The following is a 21,321-nucleotide window of genomic DNA, read 5'->3' as shown; positions in this document are numbered from 1 at the left end:
TTAGTATGCTTCGTATTTTTGGAATCTGTTTTGAAAACGGAATCCGGGGAGTGGCGCAGTCCGGTAGCGCATTCGCTTTGGGAGCGAAGGGTCGCAAGTTCAAATCTTGTCTCCCCGACACAGAGATTTCCTGATTACTTGAATATGATCAGGAAATCTCACTTTTTTTGACATATTGTTAAGTTGAGCGCCCGTAGCTCAACTGGATAGAGCAATTGCCTTCTAAGCAATAGGTTACAGGTTCGAGTCCTGTCGGGCGTACTAACTTAGCTGCTTTAAAAGGCGACATGGCCGAGTGGTTAGGCAGAGGTCTGCAAAACCTCGTACGGCGGTTCGAACCCGCCTGTCGCCTCAGTAGTGGTTAAAGCTCTTTTTTGACTTATTGATTTTATGTATATGCCGCGTTCGTCTAGGGGTCTAGGACGCCGCCCTTTCACGGCGGTAGCACGGGTTCAAATCCCGTACGCGGTACTTTAAGATGGAGCTCGTAGCTCAGTTGGTTAGAGCGCTAGGTTGTGGCCCTAGAGGCCGTGGGTTCAAATCCCATCGGGCTCCCTTTTTATCAAGCTGTGGATATTCAAACCATCCACGGTTTTTTTATTGAATAGTTTTTATGCCGCGTTCGTCTAGGGGTCCAGGACGCCGCCCTTTCACGGCGGTAGCACGGGTTCAAATCCCGTACGCGGTACAACAGATCAAGCTTCCCGAAAACCGGGAGGCTTTTTTTGTTTATGCAGCTTTCACCTTTTGCTTTATTACTATTGACTGAACTTTTTTCTCAAACCTAACAAAATTTGCCCCGTTACAAGTGGGATAAAGCTCATTGATAGAATTACTCCCCACATTGCCATACTTGGTGGTGTCAGGCTTAGTACATCCGACAAAACAGGAAGATGAATGGCTGATAGCAATAATCCCAGACAAAGGACTATTGCACCCCAAACCCACCTATTTCTTGTGATCGAATTATAAAAGACCGCGGTGTTCACATCCCTCATATTAAAGACATGCCACAACTGGGATAATGCCAGCGTCAAAAAACTCATCGTAACTGCACCTTCATCGCTCACTTCCAGCCAGTGCATTCCTACCATAAAAGCTCCCAAAACTGAAGCAGTGATGATCAAACTGTATACCCCTATCATTTTCCAATGCCGGCCCGTCAGGATTGATTCATCTGAATCTCTTGGTTTTTCTCTCATTATGGATCTGTCCCCATCCCCCAAACCCAAAGCCAGTGCTGGGAATACATCCGTAACCAAATTGAGGAAAAGGATCTGAAGCGGCAATATCGGTAAAGGCATGCCGATAAATGAAGCTATGCCAACCACAGCCACCTCACTTACATTACACGAGATAAGGTAAAACACGAATTTCCTGATATTATTGAAAATGATACGTCCCTGCTCAACGGCCACCACGATCGTTGAAAAAGCATCATCTGTCAATACGATATCAGCCGCCTCCCGGGCTACTTGTGTACCCCTCTTCCCCATTGCGATCCCAATATCGGCCTTCTTCAAAGCGGGTGCATCATTTACCCCATCGCCTGTCATTGCCACGGTTTGATTTTCTTTCTGGTACATATCAATGATATCCAGTTTTTGCTTGGGATCAATTCGTGCATATACAGATGATTTTAGCCTTGTTTCTTTATCAATATCATATAATTCACTGCCGTGAATGACAATGCTGCTACTTTTTCCTTCCAGCCTCAATTCATTTGCGATATATCGGGCGGTTTCAACCTGGTCTCCGGTCACCATCACTACACTGATGCCGGCTTTCCTGCAATCTTCGATAGCCTGTTTCACACCTTTTCTTGGCGGATCCATGAGAGCAACCAGCCCAACAAAACATAGGTCACTATATGAATTTTCTGCGGGATCATCTGATGTCTTTGTTGCCAAAGCGATCATTCGATACCCCTGGGAAGCAAGTTTTTTGTTGAGTTCCTTCCAATATTCTATTTCCTCACTCTCAAGGTTTTTACAGGATCCATCTATAAAACAGGTGGAGCATGTCTCCAGTATGGCTTCGGGTGCCCCTTTTGCATAAACCCTAAATTGATCACCACCCATTCTGTTCCAGGTAGCCATCATCTTGGTAGTAGAATCGAAAGCTTCTTCCCTGACCTCCGGATGAGCTTTCAAAAGGTCCTCCTGTATCAAACCTCCTTTATCACCTAACTCGAGAAGAGCAATCTCTAATGGGTCACCTGTATTATCTTCTGAGTTTGCATGAAAAGTGGTATTGGTACATATCATTCCTATTTCCAATGCAAAACTAAGGTCATCATCGGTTTCCGTATTAAGTGGAATACCGGCTTCAGAAAAGGTCTTATCAGTTTCACCATTTACCAATATCTCCCTTCTATAAAGATGAACTTGTGTGGCTGTCATCTGATTTTCAGTCAGAGTACCTGTCTTATCAGTACATATAACGGATGTTGCCCCTAATGTCTCCACTGAAGAAAGTTTATTGACAAGAGCATTCTTTGCGGCCAAAGTTTTCAAACCTTTTGCCAGGGAGATTGTAGCCACAATAGGCAGCCCTTCAGGAATGGCTGCAACCGCAAGGGCAATACCCGTTTCGATCATTAATACGATCTCTTTTCCGCTGAAGATCCCTGTGATGACTATAGCTATGATAATACCAACCGTCACATAGATCAGCTTATATCCTAATTTATCAAGACGTTCCTCAAGTGGTGTTTCTTCGTCTTCTGTAGTTTCAACCAGTGAGGATATCTTACCCAGTTCGGTATTCATTCCAGTATCAACGACCAACGCAAGTCCGGCCCCTCTTGTCACAGCTGTTCCTTTATACAGCATGTTTGATCTCTCAGCCAATATGGTATCCACAGTAACAATTTCCTCATTCTTTGAAACTGGAAGGCTTTCACCTGTTAAGGCTGATTCGTTTGCCTGAAGCTTAGAAGCGCTGATGATCCTAAGATCTGCCGTTATTACATCCCCTCCCTCAACTACTACAAGGTCCCCGGGTACCAGATCTTCAGCATCTATTGCCATCACCTTTCCATCTCTCCTCACTCTGGTCTTGACAACACCGAGTTTATATAATGCCTCCATTGCGCGTACGGCTTTCAGTTCTGTCACAAAACCGATCAGGGTGTTGATCAGGATGACCACTACAACAGCCCATCCCTCTACCCATTCACCGTAAATAAAGGCGGCAGCTGCTGCAACTGCAAGTAGTCCGATGATAATACTTTTGAATTGGGCCAGAAGGACCGACCAGGTTCCTCTCTTTTTATGATAGCGAAGCCGATTCGGGCCAAACCTTCTTCGACGGGAAACTGCTTCAGTTGAAGTTAATCCTTGTTCAACATCCACCTGCAGGGCTTCAAGAATATCCTCTGAAGACAAGGAGTATGCCTTCTCTGGTGTATAATTATTCTCGTGTTCTTGAAACGAAGATGTCTGATTAATCAAATTCCATGCTCCCTGTTATGATTATGTCAATCAGGGCTTATCACTACCAAGTCATGTTACATAATATCATACTTATGTGCTGTCTCTTTTTTGATCTTTCTCTTAATAAGTCGTGCTCTTTTAATGATCTCTAAGCTAATATTATTAACGGTACATATTTGGTCAACTAATCCGCCCTCAGCAATATCTACTAAAAGCTTAGAAGCAAAAAATCCTTCAGGGTTTAGAATAATTATATCTCCACCATGATTTTTGAGTGACCTGGCTCCAGGTACGCCATCATGCCCATATCCACCTAAGAGAAGACCTAATGCCCCTGATCCTGCCTGCCTGGCAATTGAGCGAAAAGCTACATCGAGTGAAGGTCGCTCCTCATTTTCTCTTGGGCCTTTATGCAATCTGATACAATATCCTGAATTTCTCTGAACAACTTCTCCATGTTGCCCTCCCGGAATGATCCATACTCTGCCAGGCACCAATTCAGCACCGTCAAAAGCTTCTTCTATATTCAATTCAGATTCGGTATTAAGAAATTCAGCCAGCTTTTTTGTTAGGATCTTTGGGAAGTGAGAAACCACTATCATTGGTGCTGCTAAACTTGCAGGTAATTTACTTAACAAAGTGTAAATGGTTTTGATACCCTCTGATCCACATCCAAGTATCACGATCTTTGCTTGTTTTGGTCTTGACTTCTGATTCCGCAAAATGGGCAATTCACTTATCTTAAACTCGGTATTATTTTGAGCCATGTTCTTTAAAATATGATCGATCCGTTTTTTAAAGTGGTCATGTGCCATTAATACCGATGTTTGCTTCAATGGTATGGTGATGAAATCAACAGCTCCCTTATTCAAAGCTTTTATTATGCTTTCAGATCCCCATTCAGTTCTTTGAGCCAAAGCTACCAACAAAATATTGGGATTTCTGTTGGTGAGAATATCAAAGATCATTTTACCGGAGTCACCGTTTTCTTCCACATTAACAAATGCGATATCAAAATTTTCGGCTTCAACTATTGGCAATAGGTTCTCAAAATCACAAATAACCTTTGTTTCAACAGATTTATATGTATCCAAAATGTTGTAAAAAATTCGACGGACAAATACATCATTATCAATGACCAAAACTTTTATGAATTTCATTTTCGCCTCATTTCGTTTTTTATCAAATACGACCTACTCTCCTAATATTTTAATCATAAACAGGAAATGAGAATAATGATGTACGGTTTATCGGTTTCGGACATGTAAGGTTGTAGACTACAAGATATTAAGCTTATATCGGCTTCTCTTGGTTTTTCAGAGATACATTACTTACCAATCGAACTATTACATGATGTTCAGAACCATCTTGTTTCATATTAATATACGCTGTCTTTCCTTTGGCTTTCCTTACTACCCCATCTACCTCAAAAATTAGGTCGCCTGTTTCAAGCCCTTCATTATTTTCAACTACAAAAATATATTTTGTTTTACGATCAGGCATCATCCATTCTACTCGATAGGATTTCCATTGTTTACCGATCGATGGCCGTACTTCCATAACCGCCCCCTTAAGCTTCAATCCGAGTACTGATTCAAGGGTAACTTTATACATCCATCCCGCAGAACCGGTGTACCATGTCCAACCACCTTGTCCAATATATGGAGGCTCTCCATATACATCAGCAGCAACAGCATATGGTTCTGTTTTATAGGCTTCAATTTTTTGAGGATCTCGGCCAAAATTGACCGGATTGATCATGTGTAGATACTTAATGGCTTTTTCACCTCTCCCACTTTCGGCAAGTGCTTTTATTGCCCATAATGCGGCATGCGTGTACTGTCCGCCATTTTCTCTGACACCCGGTATATAACCTTTAATATATCCTGGATCTTTTTCCGTTTTATCAAAAGGGGGATAAAGTAACCGGATGATACCATCCTCTTCTGAAACCAGGTTCTCTTCCAGAGCAGTCAGGGCTTTTGAGGCTTTATCGGGAGTCGCAACTCCTGATATAACAGCCCAGGACTGTGAAATGGCATCAATTCTACATTCAGTATTCCGGCTTGAACCGAGAGGGGTTCCATCATCATAAAAGGCACGTAAATACCACTCTCCGTCCCACCCGTTTTCATTCAGGTTATTTGACAACTTAGTTGCCACTTCCCTGAATCTATGCGCTGTATCATTATCATTTTTGTTTTCGGCATACCCGGCAAAGCATACCAAGATTTGATATAGAAAAAATCCCAACCATACACTTTCTCCCTTTCCTTCATGGCCAACACGGTTCATACCATCATTCCAGTCGCCACCGCCTATCAATGGAATTCCATGTACTCCAAATTTCAGAGAAACCTCAATTGAACGAAGGCAATGCTCATATAAACTCCCTTTCTCGGTCGTTGTGTGTGGTTGCAGATATACCTCATGCTCATCATCCTCTAATTTACGAGCTGATATATAGGGCACTATTTCATCTAAAATATTTATATCACCCGTAAACTTAATGTACTCATCTACTACATATGGTAACCAAAGCCTATCGTCTGTGATACGTGACCGAATACCACGCCCTGTAGGTGGGTGCCACCAATGCAATACATCTCCTTCAGGAAATTGATGGGCCGCATGTAATAATATTTGTTTTCTTGTCAGGTTTGCATCAACGTACATTGCAGCCATACTGTCCTGTAACTGATCACGAAATCCAAAAGCTCCACCGGCTTGATAGTATCCCGTTCTTGCCCACATTCGGCACACTATAGTTTGATATTGCAACCAACCGTTCATCACGGTATTCAAAGAATCATCTGGGGTTGTAACTTGAATCATTGAAAGTGATTCATCCCAGAATTTGGTCACTTTTGTAAGTGACTTCTCAGTATTCTTTACTTCATGATAATATTTAATCAGCTTTTCAGCATCCGATCTGCTCTCAGTTTCTCCGATCAGAAATACAAATTCCTTCTCTTCATCAGGTTCAAGCCAGGTCTCAATTTTAAAGGCCGCACAAGGATCATCAGCAATACAAATTTCATTATTTAGGTCAGCTTTCTTGCATACCGATTCTGGGTTCTCCAATGAGTTATTTCTCCCAATAAAAGAAAGTCGATCCGTAGAAAATGAGAAGTTGTTTTCTTTGGTGTAGCTAATACAACTAGAAAATGCGATCCTTCCTGCAAACTCATTGTTATACCAATTTTGAGCAAACAGAGACTTAAAGTTTTCATCAAATTCCTGCAGTACATATCGGGATGATTGATCCCTGCGAACACCCATAACCCACTCATTGTATGAGAATAATGATACTTTTCTTCTTTTAGAACCGAAATTTTTCAATTTGATCTTTGATATCTTCACCGGATCTTTCACATCCACAAACTGGGTCAGCACTGATCTAATTTGCATGGTTGTATGCTTGAATGTCGTGTGCCCGAAACCATGCCTTACCTCATACTCAGATTCACCTGCTGCAGGTAACGGTGTTAGAGACCAATATTTTTTATCAAGTTCATCCCTTAAATAAAATGCCTCTGAGGGTGGATCCAATACCGGGTCATTAGCCCATGAGGTAAGTTTATTTTCTCTACTGTTTTTACTCCATGTATACCCGCCTCCACTTTCTGTTACGAGGAATCCAAATCCAGGATTAGCTATGACATTGATCCATGGTGCCGGAGGAAGTGTTGGTTCTCCGGTTTCTGAATTTCTTTTTGAAAAGATATGATACTCTTTTCCATCTTCAGTGAAACCACCATACCCATTGAAGAATTTTAACGATCGTGATCCATCGCTTTCAGCATTCAAATTAGGTTTAATTCGGCTATATGTAATATCATCGCTGATCTGGTTTTCATTTCGATACTGAGCTGACAACTCATCCAGGTTTGGGAAAGAGCCTTCCAATACTACAGAGGCATATGTTAGCATAAGGGTTAGGTCTTCTTCCGGGAGCCGTTCTGTGCGGTGTAAGATTACTTTGCCATGATCATGGTCTTTAAGCCTGTGTTGATGATGTTCCATGGCCGCCTGAATACCTTTTTCTACTTCATCTGCATAACTTGGCGGATGATCGTTTAAGATCAACAGGTCTGTATGTAATCCTCTATGTTCCCAAAAATGACGCCCTTTTAACATTCTTTCCACGTATTTTAACTGTTCGGCTTGCTTTACCCGAAAAACAACCAACGGTAGGTCTCCAGAGATTCCATAACCCCACAAATGAGACTGCTGATTACGGTTCTTACTGATGACTTCCCGCTTTGCCCGAAGTTTCGAATCATTATAGACAACATACGATGCCAATTTCTGAAACAAATGAAACTGTCCACTGCTAATTCCAATATGCTCCAGTTCCACATTATTATAGATCACTGATAGGTCGAAAGCACGCTCCACAGCAAAAGGATTATCAAATATGTCCGTGAGTTTTGTTGCACCTTCCAAAGTCTCCGCCCATCCGGTTCCAAAAGTAACTTCAATTTTCTCTCCCGGAGGGATCACTGCAATTTTGCGAATGCTAAATATTGGGTCTGAAACATTTCCAAGAGTACCGCTCAGTTGAGAACCTGAATCCATTGCCTTTGGATTTTTCAGGGATCTCCCTCTCCCGATAAATTTTGAACGCTCCGTCTCAAATTGCAATGGTTCAACCAAGCGATCCAGATCGTCACTTGCCAGTGTATGAACCAGATACACGGGACTCTCATCACTGCTTCTGGGTCTTCTCCAGGCAATTATGGAATGATGCTCAGCGAAATAGTCGGTTTGCACGAATAGCTTTGAAAAAGCAGGATGAGCTACGTGACTTTCCCAACGGTTCAATACGATCTCACCATAGCTTGTAAGTTCAATTCTCCTTTCCCTATCACTGTAATTTGTGAGTGTAATTTTCCGAAGTTCGATTGGATGGTCTGGTGAGATACATATTTCGGTTGTCGTATCTATCCAGTCATCAACACGCGATGTCTGGATTTTCCCATTATGAAGCCAGGAATCATATCGATCTGCTTTACGTTGAACCGGCTGATGAAAAGCGGACCAATACGACCCTGTCTCAACATCCTTGATGTATACAAATATTCCTAAAGGATCTTCCACCGCATCAGGTTTCCAACCGGTTAATGTAATATCCCGGTAATTTAAGCTACCTGAACCCGAATGACTCTCAATGACATGTAATTTTCCATTTGAAAGTAAATGTATTCTTGGCGGTGTATCATCAAGATCATTCTCATTAGCGTTTTCAATGATATGATGAAGACTTAGTTGCTCACCAGGTTCCAGTTCCACATCTATTGGGTGCGGTTCTTTGATCGGTATTCCTCTTGGGATACGTTCCTGAAGCAATAGCTCACATGCCTTGATCATGGGATCAGAATGGAAATAATTATGGATTGGCCAGCCTTTAAGTACATTCACCAATGCGATCATACTCATGCCGTGGTGATGAGCCATGTATATCTTGACCACTTTATAATCCTCTCCCTCTTCCAGGTGCTCTCTGGTAAAGTCAATCGCATCATAATAGCCCCTTAGTCCAAACGCACCCAGTTCATTAAGCTCTTTTAAGTTTCGATATGAAGATACCGGATCTACCATGAGTGCCAATAGTGTCGCATATGGAGCAACCACGAATTCCTCTGCCAATCCTCTTTTCAATCCCAATCCGGGAGCACCAAAAGCACGATATTGATAATTCAGATCCATATTCAGGATATTATATGCACTTTCTGAAAACCCCCAGGGCCTGTCGAAACGTTTGGCATAAGATCGCTGCCACTCAATTATGTGTTTATACGTATGACTTAACAACGTAAATGGATAAGATCGCATGAATAGCAGTGGCATCAGATATTCAAAGACAGTTCCTCCCCATGAAAGCAGGAATTCGTTTTGATTTAGACTTGTGAGCCGTCGTCCCAAACGGAACCAATGTTCTGAGGGAACATCCCCCTTGGCTATTGCCACCAGTGAAGCAATACGAGCTTCACTTGCCAGCAGATCATAACTTCCTTTATCAAGTTGAGCCCTGTCTACACTGTATCCGATACTGAATAACCCACGCTTTTTGATATACAGGAACCGAAAATCCATTTGTTCCACCAGATTGCGGCAGATCTCTTTTATAGTAACCATTTGTTTATGCAGGTTTTGCACTAAGTCTGGTTTCTCTCCCTCAAACCGATCTGCAAAAGATCTTTCCCCCGATTCTGAACCCGTCATTATTAATTCATTTTTGTAGGACTCAATTTGATTCAAAGGTGCCTCAAGCCAATGCATAAGGTCTTCGACAGTATCGTCACCAAGGGTATTTCTCAAACTCATAAGGTTCGATGCACTCAGTTGACTGGCGCAGTGCTTCAGAGATTTTAAAATTGGAATCGACTCTTCAACCAATATGGTATCAGTATCAATATTGTTCAACTCATCCGTTAACCTCTGAATGCAGGTTTCTATATTCAATTGTACATCAGCCTGATCTCTAATCTGTTCTTCAAATTCCCCTATAACAGATTTAACGGTTTCTACCGTATCCATTAAACCTTCCCAAAACGCCCCGTTTACATTTTTTTTATGCCAAATACTCTCAACAGCCTGAGCCGCCGTGATCAAACCGGCTGCCAGATTACCAGAATCTACTGTAGAAATATACCTGGGATTAAGCACTTCCCCCGTTCGGATCTCGTACCAATTATAAAAATGTCCTTTATACCGGTCTAGCCTTGACAAAGATTTTAGCGTTTTTTCTAACCTTGAATAAAGATCACTTACAGTTATGTACCCCATTTCATACGCTGCCACTATTGAGGTTAGTGCCAGGCCAATGTTTGTCGGTGATGTCCGGGCAACGGGTGGCAGTTCAGGATCTTTTTGATCATTATCAGGAGGGAGCCATGAATATTCTTCCTTCATTAACCGTTCAAAATAGTACCAGGTTCGTCTTGCTTTGGTTCTAAGATCCATCCTTTCTTCAAATGATAACTCCGGCACCTTATCTCTTATGGGCTGGCTCAGGAACCAGGCAAATACCGGTGAAGTGATCCACAACAGAGATATTGGAGCGATCACCCAAAGGTCAACCGGATCGATGAGTATAGCTACCACCAAGATCATCGTACCTAAAATAATCGAAACCGCCATCGACCTCATGTAAGAACTCAATGAATTGGCACTTACCTTTTCTGCATTTAAGGCCGGTGTCCATTCGAGCCTGTGTTTCCCAGATACGTATAATCGCCACCAAACTCGCACCATTGCGTCCACATTCAAAATAGCCTGATGTGGTAATATTGCTAAAGTTGAAATAGCCTGTATGGTATTTACTTTTAAATTTAGGCGAACTTTTTCAAAATAAAGTTTCCACTTTATTCGAGAGGGGCGATTCAATATATCCGTTGAAAAACTGATATAGATCGGAAATGCAAGAATACCAAAAGCCAAAAGTGTCCATAGTAAAGCTGAACCCGGTAGCCAAAACCATCCTGAAATGAACAACACCATCAAAAAAAGTGGATTCAATGATCGCCGTAGATTATCAAATATCTTCCATCTGGATAGTAGGTTGATAGGATTTTTGCTCCGGCCTTCCTGCCCCGGAACTCCAGGAAAAAGCCAACTCGCAATTTGCCAGTCACCCCGAACCCAACGGTGATTTCGTTTACAAAAACTATTATAATTGCTCGGGTAATCATCAAATAGTTCAATATCAGTACTAAGGGCCGTACGAATATATGTGCTTTCCAAAAGATCATGTGATAGAATGCGATCCTCCGGAAATCGTTTATTCAAAACTGCATCAAAGGCGCAAACATCATAAATACCCTTACCCGTAAATACACCATACCCAAAAAGGTCCTGATAAACGTCCGAAACGGCTGTTGTATAAATATCGATTCCAACATTTCCGGAGAAAAAGCGGGTAAAATGGGTTTTATAAGCTGAATCCGGAGCAATAGAAATACGAGGCTGAATAATACCGTAACCCTCCTTCACTATACCCATATCCTGATCAATGACAGCCCGATTAAGCGGATGCGATGCAACTCTAATCAGTTCTTTTATACTTCCCGGTGGAGTCCTGGTGTCTGCATCAAGAGTAATTACAAATCTTACCGGTGTTTGTTTTAAGTTTTTCTGAAAATTCCCAAACATAAAGTGAAACGGGTGATCATCATCCGGGTGACACAGCAGATGATTGAATTGTTCCAATTTTCCTCTTTTTCGCTCCCAGCCCATCCATTTATGTTCTGAACTATTCCATTCTCGTTTACGGTGAAGTACAAAAAACTTTTCCCCATAGCGGGAAGAGTAACGTTCGTTCAATGAGTCTACAGCCTGCTCAGCTGCTTCAAGAATATGACCATCAGAGAGCATGATCTTTCGGTTGGAATCAGCAAAATCACTCAACAGCACAAACTGTAATCCAGGGTCCGGATTAGCCAGTGCTGTGATCTCCAGTTTCTCAAGATGGCGTTTCACGTCATTGACATCATTCAGTATGACCGGAACCACCACAAGACTTCGATCTCCTTTGGGTATATCAAATTTTACCATCATTTTTGGCAGTACACGAGGTGGAAGGGTAAAAGCAAACAAACGATTAACTGTAGAAACTGATAGCTCTAAAGCCGGAAAGAATGCAATCATTATCACTGCCATCTTAATCAAGAAGACATTTGAAGCCGCCCCCGTCAAAAACCATAACATGGCCAAAAAAGCAGTCGTTAATAACAAGATCAGTAAAATATATAAAGGGGTATTGCCTTCAATCTTATTTCGGGCAACCTCTCCCACTGTCTTTTTATAATTAAGCTCTTCCCTAAACAGCTTGGTTCCATTACCGATCAAATAATATCCCACGTGGGTTGTTAGTACAGAGGGATCGAAAAATCTTGAGGCAGATGTTAGTTCGACATCGATTCGGTTTCCTTCAGTGATCTCCAGAACTTTCTCTGCGACTTCAATTTCTGAATAATCGGACCTCCCACTTAGTCGTTCAATGGTTCGTCGATACTGATCCTTGGTCTTATGATCCATCAGTGGATACACTCCCATCGGATCAAGCTTGAGAATTCGGTCAACTAAGGAACAATCTTCAACAAACTCTTCCCACTCTATTTCCGTTGAACGCCTGAAAGAGATCACAGCATTTTGAATGCTCACCTGCAATTTCGATTGACGTTGTGATTCTTCCCTGAGACTCTCGTCTAAGCTGGTACCAAAAGAACTGAACCTGTATTCGAACCAATTCTTAAGTTCACTGGTCATTATCCCTTCTGCACCTAGCTGAAGGGAAAGCTCAACCAACAAACTTAGATTTTGGTTACCGTCTTCTTTGGCACTCAGCCAGTCGATGATATTACGAAGCAGAAAACTTGGTTCACCGGTTTCGGCTTCCAGCCAATTTGATATTTGATCTTGAACTTCAACTTTAGATTCTCTCCTTTTTAGGATGGCGGTAGCTTTGACGGCTAATTGATTAACCAGTACCAACCTTACCATGATCGGTATCGCCCACAATTCCCCCAACCTGAAAGTTGAATCTTGCTGATAATGTTGGGTGTAAAGGGTCAGATTATCGATGCTGATGATATTATCTGTATGATGAGCAAGATTATAAACGAGGTCGTATACCCTCGGAAGCCCTTTATTGATTCCTGACTTTAGGTGAGGAATATTGCGCTGAAAGCCAATGGGGAAATCCGTTTCGATCTGTACGATCTGTTCCTGGATAATGTAGAAGTTGTCGATCAACCACTCCGCTGCGGGTGAGATATCCTTGTTTTCTTTTGCTGAAGTCGCTAAAACCCTATATGCCTGTGTTAGAAGCTCCTTGTCATGTTGAAGCAGTGGTTTGATGGGAACCATATCTTTCTTTTTCTCGGAGATCTCATGTCTGCGAGACAGTTCCCTGGCATCCTTCTTTAGTAACTCAGGTTGAAATAAAAGTTGGGAGACATGCTCCATCAATGATCAGTTAACGTGTTTCAATTATATTTTTCGTTCCATCCTTTTCAATTACTTCAAAACTTAAGATCCAGCCGCTTTTCTCTTCATCCACATAGATCTCTTCCGGGTGATTGATGGTTCGGTTCAAACCATCCACCTGAATTTCAAAAATGTCACTTCGGTCATCATATGTTAGCCCTTTAAGTGGCATCCACTGCGTTTCAGTCTGTTCTCCAATCTCATTATTCATTACCCGAATCTCTACATATTCAGGTGTTTCGTCTTTTAAGTATCTCCTGGTAAAACTATTGAAGTATTCTTTCCACTGATCCTTTTTGAGTTTTTTAATAGCCATAGTTCCTATTCCATTAAGTTCCTATTTAATAGTTACTCAATTTAAAATGTACTGGATCACTGAAAAGCAGGAGGAATCAACAATCTTTGACGGGGAATCTATTACAGCTTTATAATCTCTCTCTTTACAGAATATTAGCTTCAATTCTGCTAATTATCGATGGGTTATTTTAAACTGTTCACGGAACATAATACTGCAGATATGAAAACTAATATCATTTTAACCGGACTTTTGATCATATTTATGACCGGTCAACTTCGAGCCCAAGGAAGTACATATCGCAGCGGAAATATCGTCCGAATTTCTGATGCAGATTCTATCCAAACGCAGCTTTTTGCTACCGGGGGTACCGTGGAAATATTAGGCTGGATAGGCAACGACCTGATCTCAGCTTCTGATATACTGGTTCTTGATGGGGAAATAATGGATGATGCCATAATATCGGGCAGTGACTTATACGTTAGAGGCACAGTGCATGATCTATTGGCAGCTGCAGGAGAAACTATAGTTCTTGATGGACAGATCTATGGGGATGTTTTTGCCGCAGGCGCTACTATACGAATAACGAATAATGCCGTTATCAGAGGAAATGCAAATCTTGCCGCTAACCATATCATGTTTGAGGGAGGCATAATTGAAGGAAACTTAAAGGTAACCGGCCGTAAAATTGACCTGAACGGCGTGGTCAAAAGCAAAACACAGATCCATGGATACAATATTCATTTTGGACCTGAATACAGTGCTAATTTTGGAACCGATATTTTTAGCGACCGGCCAATTTATCCGGAGAATCTGGGAGATCTTCCAGAAGACCTGTTTATAAGTGAGAAAACACCCAATGTATTTCGCATCTTGCTTTTTAAGAGTGCTCTGTATTTTTCGCTTTTCATCGCAGGAATACTGTTGATCCAGACTTTCAAACGAACCAGTCGGGATCTGTACAAATTTTCTACCAGACAATTCTGGAAACATACCGGGATCGGTTTACTGACATTTTTATTCTATCCGGTATTGCTGATCATACTGGCTGCCTTGGTATTCACTCTGCCTATATCCTTTTTGTTGTTAATGGTATATGGATTATTGCTACTCATAGGTTATTTATTAGTAGCTATGGTAGTCGGCGTCAGCAGTCTAAAGTTTTTGAAGAAAAATGATACAGATATATCCTATAACTGGGGCCTCCTTGTTGGTATGGTATTGGTCGCAGTAATTGTAAACCTGCCATTTCTTGGATGGCTGTTTCACGCCATTTTCATCTTCTTTGGACTGGGAAGCCTGACCCTTTATCTGTGGCACATGCGTAACTTAACTCAGGTAAAAGCAAAGTCAACCTAATGGATCCATGATCGAGCAGCTTTTCAAATCGCTCCAACCATTTATACGCTGGGTGATTATTAAACCGGTCAGGGTCGTTTTGATCAGCCTTGGATTTGCCATTCTTGGATTTTTGATGGCCAACAACCTTACAATTGATACCGATCTATCGAAACTCATTCCCAAAAGTTATAACAGTGTACAGGCTTTAAATACACTTACCGAGCAGGTGGGAGGTGAACATGATGCCACCGTCGCGATCGAAAGCCCTTCTTTTGAAGCAAATCAAAATTTCGCCGATTCACTGATACCAAAAGCTCTGGAATTACAGCGGGCTAAATACGGAGAACCGTATTTTACGCGAGTAGAATATAAGCGTGAGATCGAGTTCATGAAGCGGAATGCACTCTATTTTGCCACTTCATCTGAATTGGACCTGCTAGAGGAATATCTGGAAGCCGAGATAAATGATGCCAAAAATAAAGCGAATCCCTTTTACTTTGATCTGGAGGATGACACCGGACTTAACACTGATTCATTGGGTAATGAACTAAACTCGAAATACGATGAACTGGTAGGCTCCGAATATAATATTTCTCCTGACTCTACGGTCCTTGTTGTCAAATTTTTCCCGAGTCATGCTCAAACGGAGTTAACATTTATCCGGGATGCTTATTCCGATCTCAACAAGTTAATTCGTGAGTTGAACCCCTCTTCCTTCCACCCTGATATGCAGGTTTATGCAGCAGGTCGCATGATCCGTACACTCATAGAAATTGAAACGATCGTCGATGATGTTAAAGGCTCATTCGGCATCGGGGTACTTATATTAATGCTGGCTGTGGTTGGATACTTTTATATTAAAAGTTATCGTATTCGATTCGGGAATGTGTTAAATGGCAGAAGACTGTTGACTCAGCTCAAGGAAGTTCCGGCTCATACGATCATTATGGGATTACCTTTGGTGCTTAGCCTGTGCTGGACTTTTGGACTCGCCTACCTGCTCTATGGTCACCTCAATATTATGACCTCAACACTTGGTTTGCTTTTATTCGGCATGGGTATTGATTTTGGGATCCATTTCTTTGCCCGGTACACAGAAGAACGTGGTACCGGAAAACCAGTAGAAGAAGCTATTGAGACCACATTTATGACAACCGGTCAAGCCATTTTTGCTGTTGGTATAACAACCGCTGCTGCTTTTTTCATACTTATGCTTGCCGATTTCAAGGGGTTCAGTGAATTTGGAACTATATCCGGAATTGGCCTGATGCTTGCGATAGTGGCTTATATCATTTTTTTACCGGCTTTGCTCGTTTTACTTGAACGCAGTCCATTTCTGAACCTTCATACCGAAACTTTAACACCACACAAAAGTGACGCTGAATTTCCTGTTGGTTCAAACAGAAATATTAACAAGTGGAAATTTATTTCCATGGGTGTCATTGGGCTTTCGGTAATCATAACTGCCATAGCTGTGATCGAAATTCCAAACCTTTCATTTGAATATGATTTTGGAGAATTAGAACCTGAATATGAACGTTATCATGAGATGAACAGAGTAGCTTCTACAGCCTCACGGGGCCGAAGTGATCGGAACTCAGCCTACATCATTGTAAACGATCCCTCAGTAGCTATTCAGGTAGCAGATATATTGAGAAAACGTATGGATATGGATTTCAGCTCCCCCACTATCAAAGAGGTTGAGATCTTTCAGGACCGTTATCCTTTTGATGTCGATAGTGCCAATAAAAAGATCGAGCGAATTACCAAGATCAATGAATTACTGGATGACCCTTTTCTTATCAAATCTACGAACCGGGATATTCTTAGGCTTAGGGAGGCCGCTTCTACACAACATATCATACCACTAGACAGCGTACCCGATTTCATAAAGGCCCCTTTTACATCTGTTTCAGGTTTAGTTGGGAATCTTGTGATCATTCGCCCTGCCGTAGGGTTATCTGATGGGCGTAACTCTATGGATTTTGCAGATGATGTGAGCTCAGTCACCTTAGCCAATGGAATCACTTACTATGCCGGTTCTACGTCTATTGTGGCTTCAGATATGTTGCGATTGTTAATGGATGAAGCTCCGCTAATGGTTGCACTCACCATAACCTTCATTATCATATTTAAGTTGTTGATCCTTAAAAATATCAAATGGGTGATCCTGGCACTTTTACCTTTGATTGCCAGCTTTATTTGGCTATTTGGAATAATGGTCTTATTTGGCTGGAAATTGAATTTTTATAACCTCGTGGTATTTCCAACCATTCTGGGTATTGGAGACGACAGTGGAATTCATATGGTGCATAGATATAAAGAAGAAGGAAAAGGATCGATCGGAAAAGTGCTTAGGTCTACCGGAGAGCATATTAGTGTTAGCATCTTTACTACCATGCTTGGTTTCAGTGGCCTGTTGTTTTCTATCCATCCGGGGCTAAGAACGATTGGAGAACTAGCCGTTTGGGGAATTGGTCTTTCACTGCTTGCAGCTTTGGTGTTGCTGCCAAGTATCATCTTTATGATGGAATATTTATCAGGAAGTAAACAAAAATAAATCACCCTACAATATTAGCCCGGAAAATACTTACATGATATTGAGTTATTACCCTGCTTTATAAGACCCTTTCATGGTATAGATTAATAACAGATTCTTTGACTTAATGGTAGTTAGTTTAAATAAAGTGTACAATCTTCATCTCTTTAAATAGAATGAAGATCAACTGGGAAAATATGCCGCCAGTTACTGATCAGACAGGTCTTTATTGATCTTTTTAGTTAGTGTATATCGGTTATCAATAAGGAATGCCCGTTAAACGGCAAACCAGAAAGCCGACCATTGAGGGTGCTTGTAATGAGCTGAGATCATACCTCAATAACTTGATGCGGACTATACCGACGAAAGGAAATGGCCGACTTTCTAATTATTGAGTAGCCCGAAGCTTAATTGCTTCGGGCTTTTTTTATGTAATTATAGATTACGGGTAGTGCAAGTCATGAGCATTACATTTTAGGAGTGGAAATTCCTACAACCCGATTCTCCTATTCCCTGCATCTGTTCACATTGGCATGAATTACATTAGGTCAGAGTCTTTGATTTAATGGTAGTTAATTTTAAAAAACAGCATAATCTCTGATCCTTTAAATAGAACAGGGATCAACCGAAAAAAGAAGCCGTCGGTTACTGCTAAGATCAATCCAATGGATTTTTTGAAGAGTATGCTTCGGTTATCAGTAAGGAATGCCCGTTAAACGGCATACCCGAAAGCGAACTGTTGAGGGTGCTTGTAATGAGCTGAGATATTACCTCTATTACTTGATGCGGTTCATACCGACGTAAGGAAACAGTTAACTTTCTAATTATTGAGTAGCCCGCAGTATTTATACTGCGGGCTTTTTTTATACCTGGATGCAGTGAATTCTACTACAAAAAAAATAAATATCTGCTGTCAGTAAATATTCATCTGGAGTATTAAGATCAGTGAGTGGTCTTAAATTTAATTACACTAATCCCTAATTCATCGCCATGGAGATCTCTAAAGTCAATATCCCTTCTTCTCCCCTAGATAAAAGATCACTGGACTATTTCAGAAAGATACTTTTGTCTAAACGTAAAAATGCTGAAGAAGAGATCCGCTTGCTTACTGAGAATATCAACATACTGGATAATGATAATGACCCGGATTATATGCCGGCCTCTGATATTCAGGAAGCAGGAACAGATACACAAAGCGACACTCTTAATTATCAGCTCATGGAGAGAACCCGAAAATATATCAAACAAATAGACGACGCATTGGAACGCATCGATAATGGAACATTTGGTATATGTCAGGCGACAGGTCAACCCATTTCCAGGGCTCGTTTAGAAGCTGTACCACATACACGATTTAGTATCAATGCGAAAAATTCAAACCTTTCTGATTATGAAAGTTAAATTGACCAAACTGAGAGAGGCAGTCCGCCAAAACCCGGATTGAAAAACCCATGTTCAAAAACCGACAGGATGCCGCAATTAAATTGGCAAGGGCTTTAGAGAAATATAGAGAGGAGAAGCCCCTGATATTGGCCATTCCAAGGGGTGGTGTTGAGATCGGATACTACCTGGCGAAAGTTCTTAACTGCGATTGGTCTATACTCATATCTCGAAAACTGGGATATCCAGGACAACCTGAGACCGCTTTTGGTGCTATTGCAGAGGATAAAAGTCTTTTCTTCAATCCACGGATCAAATCACATCTTGATCGAAGTTTGATAGAAAAGGTTATTAAGAAGGAGCAAACAGAGATCAAGCGGCGGATCCATACTTACAGAAAAGGAGCTCCGATCCCGGATATAAAAGACCGAACCATCATCTTAGCGGATGATGGTATTGCTACAGGGGCTACTCTATTTGCTGCCATTCAAATGTGCAAAAAAGCCGGGGCTGCTAAGATCATTATTGCTGCTCCGGTATCAGGTCCTGAGATCCCAAGGCTATTGAAGGATGTTGTATCTGATGTTGTGATTCTGGAAACACCTGAGAATTTTTACGCGGTATCCCAGGCATATGAGCATTTTGAGAATCAAAATGATGCAGAGGTACTAAAATTCATTAAACGATCAAAATTCAGAAATGAGCCATTAATGCTTCAAAAGGTATAAATATAAGCTGTATGAAAGGAAAGAGATATTATTTTAAACAAGAACGTACCCGGATCTTTGACGATGACCGCCACGACCCTTACCAAAGAACGCAGAAATTGCCTGATCCTACCATTTGTCCGGATTGCGGATCTGTTTTTACTAATGGGCGATGGACTTGGAAATCCTTAGAATTTATTGATAACAAACAGATCTGTCCGGCTTGCCAACGCATCCGGGACGATTATCCCGCAGGATATATCGAGGTCGAAGGATCATTTTTTCAGTCTCATAAAGATGAGCTCCTGAATTTGATTCGAAACCTTGAAAAACAAAAATCTGAGCAACATCCTCTGGAACGTATCATCAAGATCTCTGAGTCTGATGGTAAACTGACCATTACTACAACAGGAATGCATCTGCCAAAAATGATCGGGGATGCTTTGAGGAATTCGTATGAGGGTGAACTGGATATATCCTATGATGCTGAAAGTTTAGCTCGTGTACGCTGGATCCGGTAGTTTTTTAAGGTACAGCCTACAGATTATAATTTCTGATATTCTAGACTCTCCTTTATGTAAGGGTATTCCTTACCCTCATTTTGCCAAATACCTGACCGTACCGAATCCATGCAATATATATCATTGTCCTAACTTATCACTCATATCCCATCACCATGAAGTTATTGATCGTATACGGTACTGTAGAAGGACAAACCCGTAAGATCTGTGAAAGATTAAAGAATGAAGCAAGATTGAACGGACATACAGTCTCACTGAACAATTCCACCGGTCCAAATTTAAGTCCGTTTGGCTTTGATGCAGTCATAATCGCCTCTTCCGTTCATAATGACAAATTTCAGGACTCTATTGAGCAATATGCCGGTGACTATGCAAAGGTCATGAATAATGTTGTTGGCGTCTTTGTGACCGTTAGCCTGACTGCTGCCAATGATGAACCCGAGGGTTGGGAAGAGCTTGAAGAAATTACCAAGGATTTTTTGAGCCGAACAGGTTGGCATCCAACTTTTATCGAACATTTGGCCGGAGCTATTCGATACTCAGAATATAATTTCTTTAAAAAATTTATCGCCCGTAATATTGCTCCAAGAAACAACACTCAAACCGACAATTCAGATGACCATGAATATACGGATTGGGAACAGGTAAAACGGATCTTAACAAAGATCGAAAAATCGGTATCTGAAATTAGCAGAGTGTAAGTTATTTAACTTAAGACTACTTTACATTTTTAAATGTCAGTTCATTAATAACTGCTGCATTTGTATCGGGATAAAGCAGGATATCTTCAATATGGTGATAATGAAAAGCATTGATCAAAAATAGAACGGCCCAGGTACCCTGAAATGCAAAGAATATACCATCCCCGGGTAAAAACCACAGTCCAATGTATCCATTTATGATACCTGACACCACGCCCCAGAATAAATTCCCTTGAAAAGATATACCCTCTTTTTTGATCGTTGACCCTGTAACAAATCCGATCAACAAGCCAACCGTAATAAATGAGTACAATTGCATCAATTCAGACATGATCCTCTCCCGTTTTGTTATGTGTTAAATAATATAACTCAACAGCTTTAATATTAATGCAGGGCATTACCTGACA

At 41.3% G+C, this 21,321-nt stretch carries 11 protein-coding genes, 6 tRNA genes and 2 riboswitches; of the genes, 12 read left to right on the top strand and 5 right to left on the bottom strand.

Annotated features, from left to right (window positions below):
* Window positions 1-44 precede the first annotated feature (44 nt).
* The 6 genes from AC13FX_RS07415 (at window position 45) to AC13FX_RS07390 (ending at window position 688) form a co-directional block, all read left to right on the top strand.
* A tRNA-Pro gene (locus tag AC13FX_RS07415) sits at window positions 45-118 on the top strand.
* 69 nt (window positions 119-187) lie between these two features.
* Window positions 188-261: transfer RNA gene (locus tag AC13FX_RS07410), tRNA-Arg, on the top strand.
* A gap of 20 nt (window positions 262-281) precedes the next feature.
* A tRNA-Cys gene (locus AC13FX_RS07405) sits at window positions 282-352 on the top strand.
* 46 nt (window positions 353-398) lie between these two features.
* Window positions 399-471 (top strand) — tRNA-Glu (locus tag AC13FX_RS07400).
* A 10-nt stretch (window positions 472-481) separates the two neighbouring features.
* A tRNA-His gene (locus AC13FX_RS07395) sits at window positions 482-555 on the top strand.
* A gap of 60 nt (window positions 556-615) precedes the next feature.
* Window positions 616-688: transfer RNA gene (locus AC13FX_RS07390), tRNA-Glu, on the top strand.
* A 70-nt stretch (window positions 689-758) separates the two neighbouring features.
* Here the strand turns inward: AC13FX_RS07390 and AC13FX_RS07385 are convergent.
* The 4 genes from AC13FX_RS07385 to AC13FX_RS07370 form a co-directional block, all read right to left on the bottom strand.
* Window positions 759-3,389, bottom strand: a complete 2,631-nt coding sequence (locus tag AC13FX_RS07385) for a cation-translocating P-type ATPase (RefSeq protein ID WP_482879907.1) — start codon at window positions 3,387-3,389, stop codon at window positions 759-761.
* 122 nt (window positions 3,390-3,511) lie between these two features.
* Window positions 3,512-4,597: a chemotaxis protein CheB gene (locus AC13FX_RS07380; protein ID WP_482879906.1), complete on the bottom strand. Its 1,086-nt coding sequence runs from the start codon at window positions 4,595-4,597 to the stop codon at window positions 3,512-3,514.
* 133 nt (window positions 4,598-4,730) lie between these two features.
* Window positions 4,731-13,409 carry a GH36-type glycosyl hydrolase domain-containing protein gene (locus tag AC13FX_RS07375; RefSeq protein ID WP_482879905.1) on the bottom strand — a complete coding sequence of 2,893 codons (8,679 nt, stop codon included), beginning with the start codon at window positions 13,407-13,409 and terminating at the stop codon, window positions 4,731-4,733.
* A gap of 10 nt (window positions 13,410-13,419) precedes the next feature.
* Complete coding sequence (locus tag AC13FX_RS07370) at window positions 13,420-13,746, bottom strand: DUF5335 family protein (RefSeq protein ID WP_482879904.1); 327 nt, start codon at window positions 13,744-13,746, stop codon at window positions 13,420-13,422.
* 201 nt (window positions 13,747-13,947) lie between these two features.
* Here AC13FX_RS07370 and AC13FX_RS07365 point away from each other — a divergent pair, with 201 nt between their 5' ends.
* From AC13FX_RS07365 to AC13FX_RS07340, 6 genes are all read left to right on the top strand, one after another.
* A complete protein-coding gene (locus AC13FX_RS07365) occupies window positions 13,948-15,084 on the top strand; it encodes a DUF8173 domain-containing protein (protein WP_482879903.1) in 1,137 nt (378 codons plus the stop codon).
* A 7-nt stretch (window positions 15,085-15,091) separates the two neighbouring features.
* Entirely contained in the window at window positions 15,092-17,626 is a 2,535-nt protein-coding gene (locus tag AC13FX_RS07360; RefSeq protein WP_482879902.1) for an efflux RND transporter permease subunit, read from the top strand.
* Between the two features lie 274 nt (window positions 17,627-17,900).
* A riboswitch (TPP riboswitch) is annotated at window positions 17,901-17,993 on the top strand.
* Between the two features lie 343 nt (window positions 17,994-18,336).
* Window positions 18,337-18,429: riboswitch (TPP riboswitch) on the top strand.
* A gap of 166 nt (window positions 18,430-18,595) precedes the next feature.
* A complete protein-coding gene (locus AC13FX_RS07355) occupies window positions 18,596-19,006 on the top strand; it encodes a TraR/DksA family transcriptional regulator (RefSeq protein WP_482879900.1) in 411 nt (136 codons plus the stop codon).
* A gap of 50 nt (window positions 19,007-19,056) precedes the next feature.
* Window positions 19,057-19,713 carry a phosphoribosyltransferase gene (locus AC13FX_RS07350; RefSeq protein WP_482879899.1) on the top strand — a complete coding sequence of 219 codons (657 nt, stop codon included), beginning with the start codon at window positions 19,057-19,059 and terminating at the stop codon, window positions 19,711-19,713.
* Between the two features lie 11 nt (window positions 19,714-19,724).
* The gene (locus AC13FX_RS07345; RefSeq protein WP_482879898.1) at window positions 19,725-20,213 is read left to right on the top strand and encodes a BCAM0308 family protein; all 489 of its coding nucleotides are present in this window, start codon (window positions 19,725-19,727) and stop codon (window positions 20,211-20,213) included.
* A 155-nt stretch (window positions 20,214-20,368) separates the two neighbouring features.
* The gene (locus tag AC13FX_RS07340) at window positions 20,369-20,914 is read left to right on the top strand and encodes a flavodoxin domain-containing protein (RefSeq protein ID WP_482879897.1); all 546 of its coding nucleotides are present in this window, start codon (window positions 20,369-20,371) and stop codon (window positions 20,912-20,914) included.
* Between the two features lie 16 nt (window positions 20,915-20,930).
* Here AC13FX_RS07340 and AC13FX_RS07335 read toward each other — a convergent pair whose 3' ends face one another.
* Window positions 20,931-21,245: a hypothetical protein gene (locus AC13FX_RS07335; protein ID WP_482879896.1), complete on the bottom strand. Its 315-nt coding sequence runs from the start codon at window positions 21,243-21,245 to the stop codon at window positions 20,931-20,933.
* Window positions 21,246-21,321 lie beyond the last annotated feature (76 nt).

It is taken from the genome of Gracilimonas sp. B-17, assembly GCF_056857935.1.
The sequence above is the reverse complement of the archived record's forward strand: the minus strand, read 5'-3'. Positions and strand labels throughout refer to the sequence as shown.

Coding starts and splice junctions, on each gene's coding strand:
- AC13FX_RS07365 (WP_482879903.1), top strand. CDS start 13,948: ATGAAAACTAATATCATTTTAACCGGACTTTTGATCATATTTATGACC.
- AC13FX_RS07335 (WP_482879896.1), bottom strand. CDS start 21,245: ATGTCTGAATTGATGCAATTGTACTCATTTATTACGGTTGGCTTGTTG.
- AC13FX_RS07380 (WP_482879906.1), bottom strand. CDS start 4,597: ATGAAATTCATAAAAGTTTTGGTCATTGATAATGATGTATTTGTCCGT.
- AC13FX_RS07360 (WP_482879902.1), top strand. CDS start 15,092: ATGATCGAGCAGCTTTTCAAATCGCTCCAACCATTTATACGCTGGGTG.
- AC13FX_RS07355 (WP_482879900.1), top strand. CDS start 18,596: ATGGAGATCTCTAAAGTCAATATCCCTTCTTCTCCCCTAGATAAAAGA.
- AC13FX_RS07350 (WP_482879899.1), top strand. CDS start 19,057: ATGTTCAAAAACCGACAGGATGCCGCAATTAAATTGGCAAGGGCTTTA.
- AC13FX_RS07375 (WP_482879905.1), bottom strand. CDS start 13,409: ATGGAGCATGTCTCCCAACTTTTATTTCAACCTGAGTTACTAAAGAAG.
- AC13FX_RS07345 (WP_482879898.1), top strand. CDS start 19,725: ATGAAAGGAAAGAGATATTATTTTAAACAAGAACGTACCCGGATCTTT.
- AC13FX_RS07340 (WP_482879897.1), top strand. CDS start 20,369: ATGAAGTTATTGATCGTATACGGTACTGTAGAAGGACAAACCCGTAAG.
- AC13FX_RS07370 (WP_482879904.1), bottom strand. CDS start 13,746: ATGGCTATTAAAAAACTCAAAAAGGATCAGTGGAAAGAATACTTCAAT.